We start from the raw sequence: 8785 nt of genomic DNA on the forward strand, positions 1-8785 counted from the left end.
AGGTAGCTTGGCTATATACTACTTATCTAATCTAACCATTTATGCCAAATTTTTAGCACCGCTTTGCGCTCATCAACAAACAGCTTATCGCTGACGATACGGCTTTGTTTATTCAGCGTTAAACGGTGAGCTGCATCGCGAAGATGGCAATATGCATCAGTCAGCGATTTTTCTTCAACAGGCGTTAATAAAGCCAGATCTTTGCACGTTGCAAAAATACGTAAATTATCCGACCAGTTGCACAGCTCTTGTGGCGATTGGCAGGCATTAATTAATACCAGATACTGCGCAATAAATTCGATATCGACCATACCGCCTGGTGACTGTTTCAGATCAAACTCCCCTTTTTTAGCACGATTAAGGTGTTTACGCATTTTACCGCGCATCTCACTAATATCCTTTGCTAGCAACTGACTTTGCCGTGGTAAGACCAATACAGCATGACGCACCTGATTAAACTCAGCTAAAATTTCCGGATCAGAGAATACCACACGCGAGCGAACCAAGGCTTGATGCTCCCATGTCCAGGCTTCATTCTCTAAATATTTTCTATAACCTGCCACACTAGAAACCAATAATCCCGAGTCCCCCGATGGGCGCAAACGCATATCAATCTCATATAAAACACCTGAGTTAGTGCGCGTACTGAAGAGGTGGATAATGCGTTGTGCAAGGCGTGCATAAAAAAGCTGATTATCAATCACACGCGGTCCGCTTGTCTGCCCTTGGATATGACTCTCATGCAAAAAAACCACATCCAGATCGGAACCATAACCCAGTTCAAAACCGCCCATTTTACCGTAACCTATTACCGCAAAACCTTTACGATCACAGCCAACAACATTGCTCGGCAAACCGAATTTTTCAACCATCTGCTTCCATGCGAGCTGCACCACATAATCCATCAACGCTTCGCTTAAATAGGTAAGGTGATCACTGACCTGAGGTAGCGTGATTGCACCGGCAATATCTGCAGCTGTGATATATAAAAACTGGATCTGCTTGAACTGGCGTAACGCTTCCATCTGTTGTTCCATATCCTCCTCTGGAATACGTAACATAAATTGTTGTAGGTCGCGTTTATAATGACCCAACTCAGTCGGGTTATAAAGGTGCTGGGGATCAAGCAGCTCATCTAATAAAATAGGATAGCGGGCAAGTTGTTCGCTTAGGAGCGGGCTAGCACTGCATAATTTGAGCAGTTGATTTAATGCCCCTTTATTTTCATTTAACAACTCTAAATAAGCGGTGCGGCGCATGATTTTTACGAGCAAAAGACGCATCCGGCTAATCAGTTCGACAGGATTGTTATAGACAGCGACCCGCTCGATTATTTCCGGCAGTAGCTTTTCCAGCGTTTCCTGACCACGAGGTCCGACGGGTCTTTTGCTAATATCGTCCTTTAAACTTAATAACTGCACAGCGAAACCATCAGCCGATAACTGATCCACCCCTTTTTCTTGTAATAATTTAACCGTTTCCTTATGGCTTAAATTCACGGCCCATAATTCGCATAATCCCTGCTCGGCAGCTTTATTTTCTTGCTCCTCACCACTAACTACCCAGTTAAATTCATTATTCACATTTTTCATCACCTGCTGCAACTGCACGTAAAAACCAGCCCAATTGGCAAATCCCATAACGTGAATTAAACGTTGTCTATCAAGATCACTATCAGGCAGGGTTTGTGTCTGTTGATCCCCTATCTGCTGTAAAACATTTTCGACTCTGCGTAAGAAACAATAGGATTCCTGCAGACACTGCGCTCTCTCAACGGGCAATTCACCTGATTGCGCAAGTACCTTTAAGGTTTGCAGCAACCCTTCACACTGCAGCTCCACCATGCGCCCGCCTCGGATAAGCTGAAATGCTTGCGCCACAAACTCTATTTCTCTAATTCCGCCAGTGCCTAATTTAATATTATCTTTTAATCCCTTACGGCGTACGTCCGCACTGATCATCGCTTTCATTTTACGTAACGATTCAATTGCGCTGTAATCGATATAACGGCGATAAACAAATGGCTTGAGCATAGCCTCAAGCTCAGCTTTATACGTGCCTTCTTCACCAAGCACACGCGCTTTAACCATCGCATAACGCTCCCATTCGCGACCATGCCTTTGATAATAATCTTCAATTGATGCAAAACTGCTTACTAGCGCCCCCGATTCACCAAAGGGCCGCAGACGCATATCGACGCGATAAACAAAACCATCCACCGTTATTTGATGTAACGCCGCAATAAGTCGTTGCCCTAGTTTGATAAAAAAAGCCTGGTTATCAATACTACGCCGCCCCCCCATCGTTTCTCCCCGCTCCGGGTAGGCAAAAATCAGATCAATGTCGGAAGAGAAGTTTAATTCCCGCCCACCAAGCTTACCCATCGCAAAAACATACAGAGGCTGCCTTATTCCCTCTGGGCTTGTTGGGGTGCCTTGTTCACTACACTGTTTGTTATATAACCAGTTCAGACTCTGTTGAATCAGCTGCTCTGCCAAGTGCGAGGTATGTTCAAAACTCTCTTCTAGGCTGGCTTTACCGAGTAGATCTCGCCAAGCGATAACCAACATATGTTTACGGCGGAATAAACGTAACCCTTTATGTAATAGTAATTCGTCTTGAGTTGTGGATAATAAACGTTGCAGATCTTCGCTGATTTGTGTTGTGCGTTGCTCTGATTCAAGTAAACCAGATCCATATAGCTCAGTTAATAGTTCGGGCTGCTTTGATAATGCATCACTAATAAAATCACTTAATCCTAACGCTGTTTTTAAATCAGCCTGTTGCGGCGCATTGAGAAAAGAGAGATCAATTTGCTGGTTAATTTTTTCAAATTGGCACAACGCATTATCATTTAATAAAGACATATAGAGCATCCATAGAGACAAAAAAACAAAAATACTAAAAACGATACTAGCTTCTCAATGCATGAGAATAACCTATACAACCTAATATAATAATAGAAGATCCACCACAATATTACTAATACGGCAGAGCTATAAAAACAGACTTAAAGCGCTTGACATATAATGACAAGCAAACTAAATTAACCTGCATATAGACATTAAATGTCTTTTCCCATTAAGGAGTATTATGAATATTCATAAAATTGCCACCCATTTAAATCAGTTAGATGACAAAACAGAAACTGGTTTTAGTTTTGATTGTACGCCAATTAATGGCGACATTGATGTTTTGCAAGTTGAAATTTTAGGCCGGGAAGAGATCCCCATTTTTATCTCTATTAGTGATAACCAAATTCTATGTATTGCTTACCTGTGGGGCGAGGATGAGGTTAAAACTGAACTCAAAGCCAATATGATGGAAGTGATGCTGGAGATGAATATTCCCATGCCACTCTCTGCATTTGCAAAAATAGAAGACAAATATGTGGTATTTGGTGCGTTGTCTGTGAATTCAAACCTTGCTGATATCGAGTTAGAGATTGTCACGCTAAGTGATAACAGCCTTGAAGTAATTACTGAGATGGATAGTTACTTAAATTAATTTGGAGTTTATTATGAGCATATTTAAAAAAATCATGACCGCAGTTCGTGGTGGCGCACGCGAAGCGGGTGAAGCTGTCGTTGATGCCAACTCTACGCGCATTTTTGAACAGGAGATCCGCGATTCAGAAAAACATATCACCCTTGCCAAACGTGATTTAACCGAAGTGATGGCAAAACAGATGCAGGCGGAACGAGAGGTCACACAACTGCAGGCAAGCATTAAAGAGCATGAAGGTTACACAATGCAGGCCCTTAATCAAGGCAATGAGCCCTTGGCGATTGAAGTTGCGGAGAAAATTGCAGAACTCGAAAGCAGCGCAGCTGACCAGCAGCAAGCAAATGAAAGTTATCTTAAAAGTGCGGATCGTTTAAAAGAGTTAATTAAAAAAAGTGAACGTCAATTAACCGATTATAAACGCCAGCTGAGCATGGTAAAAACAACACAAAGCGTGCAGAAAGCCACATCCGCAATCACAGATAATTTTACTGCAAGCAACTCTAAGCTATTAAATGCGAAAGATTCTTTAGAGCGCATTAAACAAAAACAGGCGATGTTTGATGATCAACTCAAAGCCGCCGAGCAACTTGAATCTGAAAATAGCGATAGTTCACTGCAGGCTAAATTACAACAAGCGGGTATCGGCGCACAACAGAGTAGCGCGCAGTCAATTCTAGATCGCCTAAAAACCAAGTAATAAAGAGTGAAATTAAAGCAAATAACATAAAGTGCACTGGGTTATTTGCTTTTAAAGAAGGAAAAATCATGAGTTTTTTTAAGTCTCTGTTTAGTAAAAAACAACCGATCACAACACGTACATTAACAAAGCCGCAAGATCTGCAAATTAACGACATTTTCACCTTTGGGGATAGTTTTGCGCTGCCTCAAGCGATGCGCAAACAACAACTACAAGTCATTGATATAAAAACACTTGAGTTTAAACATGAACATTATCCACAAATTATCGGCCAAGGCAGCGGACCACAGTTAGTTTATTTAAGTTTCCCAATTAATCCCCAACAATTAGTTAAATTTAGTTTATTGCTAACTCGAAATGATGTTGAAAACTTATTTGATTTAGACGCTTTTTCTGAGATTTTCGAAGAGCCGGGTAATGCGCGCCTGAAACCACATACAAATAATCATCATTATGCGGATATGATTGCTGATGAATATATTCAGCAAGATTTTATGACCACAGGTTATAAACATCAGGAAGATTACCGAACAACAACACCACCGCAAGACAATGCACAAAAACATGGCCGTGAGTTTGAGTTTTACTCATTATCGGGGGGCAAAGAAAAACGTTTCATTGATATATTTATTTTTGAAAATGGCGATACCGATATCTACCTCTCTTTTTTAAGACCCGCCAATGAAATTTCAGAATTATGGATCAAAGGAGAATAATCCCATGGCTGACAGAGAATTACCAAAGAAATGGCAACAATCAGCAAAGGTCGTTAAAGCGGTACAAATTGCATTTGATATGGATACAAAACTGCAATATAGCATTAGGCGCAGCGCATTAGATAAGGGAATCAGCCCATCAGAGCAGATCCGCTACCTATTAGATCTGCCCACTCATACAAAACCCAAACGCCCTCGCTTAACGGTCAGCTTAAGTGATGATGATTACCAGCAACTGAGTGAACGCTATAAAATTCCGGCAGAACAACAATTAGAAATAAAAAAGTCGGTGATTGAGGAGTTGACTAAATTTGCACTGGAAAGTGAAGTTAAGAAATAATTGCAAACTGATCCCACTCTAATATTAACAAGTAAAAAAAAGCACTTCCTTAGAAGTGCTTTTTTTTTACTATTGTAAAGGAGGGTTAACTGTTCGCCTACTTGCTTAAGCTCTGTGCATGCTTGCTTATCATTTCTACCATTTCCGTTACCTCTTTTAATACGGTAACTGAGCCTTCAACAATCTCTTTAACCTCATCTAAATTTTTGTTGATATCGCCGGCCACTGTCGTTTGCTCTTCTGCCGCCGATGCAATTTGATAGTTCATATCAGAGATATGGTGAACTTTTTCAACGATTCCGGCTAACTGTATGCCCGCTTGCGTTACCTGCTCCACACCCGTATCAGCTTCTTTAACACTTTTACCCATTAAACCAACTGCATCTTGCGCACTTCTTTGCAGCTGTTCAATCATACCTTGAATTTCAACCGTTGCATCTTGCGTACGTTTTGCCAGGTTACGGACCTCATCTGCAACAACCGCAAAACCGCGCCCAGCTTCACCTGCTCGAGCCGCTTCAATGGCGGCATTCAATGCTAATAGGTTAGTTTGCTCAGAGATACTGCGGATAGTATCAACAACACTGCCAATACCTTCTACTTTTAATTCAACATTGTTTACCGCGTCAGCTGAGGCGCCAATATTGCTTGATAATGAATTAATGGTAGCGACCGTTGCATTAACAAATTGACTGCCTTCCTGGGCAACGGCAGATGCTTCAGTTGTGGAAGATGACGCGCTGTTTGCGTTGCTTGCAACCTCATTGACTGTTGCAGTCATCTCGTTCATTGCCGTGGCAAGTTGTTCAACCTGTCCAAATTCCTCATCCATCGACTCCGTAATAATTTCCATACAGGTTGATAGACTCTCGATAATGTCATTTAACTCTATCGCACTCTCTTTCTGCATCTGAAAAATATTCTGCAGCTTACCAGTTTCCGTACAAACCATGCGCGCAACATTTCCGAGTTCATCTTTTGAAGTTAATTGCGCGTAATCCACCAGGGTACCTTGAGTTATGGCCAGTTCTAAATCTCGAGAGGTTACTAAAATATGCTTTTTCATCACCGACATAGCCCAGTATAAAACGGCTATAAAAATAACTAAAATGATTAAATCAGCCCATAAATTATAGCTGCTGACAAGCGCCAACGCATCCTGTGCATTAGTAAATAATTTATCGCTTAAGAGAATTCCTACACTCAATGTTTTTATAACAAACAGAAAGGCTCCCACCAATAACAGCAATCCCCATTTTTGGGTCATCGACCTATTAACAAACTTTTTTTCAATTGTATTTAATGTTGATAAAGCCATATTTTATATACCTGCATAAATAATAAATATCAGCTGAGTAGCTCCGCAACTAACTCAACGAGAGATAAGGAAAGTCTACACGTTATACCTTAAAAATAGACTTAAAGAACTGAATTGGAAATGAATTAATAGAGAATTGTGATCTAAAAGTAATTTGATTACAATTTGTCACATAACGAGCTAATAGCATGCCTATTGATAGATACTATCACGCCAATAAATCTCTTTTAATAATGCCTGCTCTTTAGACTGCTCTAGGGCATGCAGCAAAGACTCCTCTTTACGTTTGATCCATTTAATGTATTCACTGCGACGCTCTGTATCCACTTCCTGCTCTGCAAAATCAGCAATAACATTGATCATGGCCAACTCTTTTAAGCCCTGCTTAATATCTAACCAGGGAGAACGAAAAGCGGTATTTTTCTCCTCTGAAAATAAATTTCCAACACTTAAACCTATTAATAAATTAGCCTCTAACAAGCCTTGATAGGCTAACAGCTGATTCTCTTTTTCAGAAGTGAGGCCAACTCTTAATTCCTCCCAGGCAGAGGTTAAATAGCCGCGAGCAAAATCATTAATAGAATTTGCCTTTTCGCTAGAAAAAGTACTCTTTTCAAACTGAATCAGCCATTGCGTAATATTTAAAATAAATTGGCAATAGCGGGTGGATTTAAGCAGTTCGAGTACATCTTGCTTCTTTGGCAGATTGTTATCCTGAATCTCTAATTTTTTAAGCAGCGATTTAAATTTAGGCAGCTTTCTAAGATAATACCCTCTGTTTTCGAGCAAGCTCTGATAAGTACTGCGCTGATCAATCCAAGAAAAAGCGCGCGCTAACCAATGTAGATCTTCAATCCATGACGCTTTAAGCAGAAGGGGCGAGGATTGTTTAAATAATTTTAAATTTTGATGCAGAAACTTAATGCCGGTTAACAATTCAATTAAAGCATCATCCTGACATGACTCAATATAACAACTTTCATGGTACTGAATATGACGCAAGCCATGCTGCATATTGGTAAGCAAGGCCTGCTCAACTGACATAGAGGGAAAAAGGGGAGAGTGAGAAAGCGGTTTTACCTTAAAAAGGGCTTTATCTGTCAGCATATAACCACGTTGCGCTTTACTGACATTACCTAAGCGCACCTCGGGTAATAAAGCTATATCATTACCCAAAACAAACAGTTGTTTTTCATCACCTTTAACTAATTCGAGTTCTATTTCACAAATCGCGACTTTACCTTGATTGCTTTCAATGAAACCGCGGTCATAAGCAACTTCAATAAGCGTATCGTCAGCCATTTCTACAAGCCATGTTTGACGTTCGAAGTCGATAGTAAACATGGGAAATAATTCGCTCTCAAGCGATTTGATATCGCAGTCATCCGGCCATATTTTACTGTTAAAGCGAGAAAGTTCAGGCCGAGCGCCTTCTATCGGTTCATTATATTCGGGCCGTTGATGCAAGCCGCCGATCACGCGTCCTGCTGTTTTAATCGTTTGTACGCTGCGGTTTTCACAACTACGCACACGTAACCCCATATCCATTTTGCGCAATGCACGATCCGCGGTATCAAAATAGACATTATGTAACAATTGCGTTTTACTGGAAATAAAGTGCTGCGCATTAATCTTCTGGTACAGTTCAAGTTCAAATTCTGAGCTGAAAATAAACTTTATCTCGATTTCTGTTTCCATAATTTTTCCGAATAACCCTATTAATCAAGTATGCAACGATCTAAAATCGCAATAATTCGTAAATTATACTAAATTCAGGTTCAAATGTGTGCAAAAGAAAGATAACATGCGCCGAATATTGCTGTTCAAGCTGACAATTTAGACGGTTATCAAACTAAAACAAAACAATTTAGACGGTTATCAAACTAAAACAATAGGATCAGTCATGCCAATTAATTCAATATTTGGAGTTTTTGCAAAGTCTCCCATTCACCCCATTCAGATGCATATGGACAAAGTAGCTCTCTGTTGCGACTTATTGGTCCCTTTTTTTGAAGCTAGCTCTAAACAAAATTGGATAGAGGCGGAAGCGGTCAGAAAAGAGATCTCTAAATTAGAAAAAGAAGCAGATGAACTAAAACGTGAGTTACGGCTAACACTACCCAAAGGGCTATTTATGCCTATTTCACGTGGTGATTTTATCGTGCTTGTAAATCGCCAGGATAAAATAGCGAATACAGCAAAATATA

At 40.4% G+C, this 8785-nt stretch carries 8 protein-coding genes; 5 read left to right on the top strand and 3 right to left on the bottom strand.

The features are described 5' to 3' along the window. Positions 1-26 precede the first annotated feature (26 nt). Positions 27-2867: a bifunctional [glutamate--ammonia ligase]-adenylyl-L-tyrosine phosphorylase/[glutamate--ammonia-ligase] adenylyltransferase gene (glnE, locus tag ACJAT7_RS05050; protein WP_415225712.1), complete on the bottom strand. Its 2841-nt coding sequence runs from the start codon at positions 2865-2867 to the stop codon at positions 27-29. A 226-nt stretch (positions 2868-3093) separates the two neighbouring features. Between glnE and ACJAT7_RS05055 the strand changes: the two genes are divergently transcribed. The 4 genes from ACJAT7_RS05055 (at position 3094) to ACJAT7_RS05070 (ending at position 5260) form a co-directional block, all read left to right on the top strand. Beyond that, positions 3094-3507 carry a YjfI family protein gene (locus ACJAT7_RS05055; protein ID WP_415225713.1) on the top strand — a complete coding sequence of 138 codons (414 nt, stop codon included), beginning with the start codon at positions 3094-3096 and terminating at the stop codon, positions 3505-3507. A gap of 13 nt (positions 3508-3520) precedes the next feature. Further along, entirely contained in the window at positions 3521-4204 is a 684-nt protein-coding gene (locus ACJAT7_RS05060; protein ID WP_415225714.1) for a PspA/IM30 family protein, read from the top strand. Positions 4205-4272: 68 nt separating this feature from the next. Next, the gene (locus tag ACJAT7_RS05065; RefSeq protein ID WP_415225715.1) at positions 4273-4920 is read left to right on the top strand and encodes a hypothetical protein; all 648 of its coding nucleotides are present in this window, start codon (positions 4273-4275) and stop codon (positions 4918-4920) included. A 4-nt stretch (positions 4921-4924) separates the two neighbouring features. Further along, positions 4925-5260, top strand: a complete 336-nt coding sequence (locus tag ACJAT7_RS05070) for a hypothetical protein (protein WP_415225716.1) — start codon at positions 4925-4927, stop codon at positions 5258-5260. Between the two features lie 97 nt (positions 5261-5357). Here the strand turns inward: ACJAT7_RS05070 and ACJAT7_RS05075 are convergent, their stop codons facing one another. Both ACJAT7_RS05075 and ACJAT7_RS05080 read right to left on the bottom strand, forming a co-directional pair. Beyond that, positions 5358-6578 (bottom strand): methyl-accepting chemotaxis protein, encoded by a 1221-nt coding sequence (locus ACJAT7_RS05075; protein ID WP_415225717.1) that lies wholly within the window; start codon positions 6576-6578, stop codon positions 5358-5360. A gap of 192 nt (positions 6579-6770) precedes the next feature. After that, on the bottom strand, positions 6771-8276 hold the full coding sequence (locus tag ACJAT7_RS05080) for a CYTH domain-containing protein (protein WP_415225718.1): 1506 nt from the start codon (positions 8274-8276) through the stop codon (positions 6771-6773). Positions 8277-8481: 205 nt separating this feature from the next. Between ACJAT7_RS05080 and ACJAT7_RS05085 the strand changes: the two genes are divergently transcribed. Further along, positions 8482-8785 (top strand): DUF47 family protein (locus ACJAT7_RS05085; RefSeq protein ID WP_415225719.1); only part of this gene is annotated, 304 nt, incomplete at its 3' end.

It is taken from the genome of Psychromonas sp., assembly GCF_047632995.1.
In the GTDB taxonomy this organism is placed as follows: domain Bacteria; phylum Pseudomonadota; class Gammaproteobacteria; order Enterobacterales; family Psychromonadaceae; genus Psychromonas.

Coding starts and splice junctions, on each gene's coding strand:
- glnE (WP_415225712.1), bottom strand. CDS start 2,867: ATGTCTTTATTAAATGATAATGCGTTGTGCCAATTTGAAAAAATTAAC.
- ACJAT7_RS05055 (WP_415225713.1), top strand. CDS start 3,094: ATGAATATTCATAAAATTGCCACCCATTTAAATCAGTTAGATGACAAA.
- ACJAT7_RS05060 (WP_415225714.1), top strand. CDS start 3,521: ATGAGCATATTTAAAAAAATCATGACCGCAGTTCGTGGTGGCGCACGC.
- ACJAT7_RS05065 (WP_415225715.1), top strand. CDS start 4,273: ATGAGTTTTTTTAAGTCTCTGTTTAGTAAAAAACAACCGATCACAACA.
- ACJAT7_RS05070 (WP_415225716.1), top strand. CDS start 4,925: ATGGCTGACAGAGAATTACCAAAGAAATGGCAACAATCAGCAAAGGTC.
- ACJAT7_RS05075 (WP_415225717.1), bottom strand. CDS start 6,578: ATGGCTTTATCAACATTAAATACAATTGAAAAAAAGTTTGTTAATAGG.
- ACJAT7_RS05080 (WP_415225718.1), bottom strand. CDS start 8,276: ATGGAAACAGAAATCGAGATAAAGTTTATTTTCAGCTCAGAATTTGAA.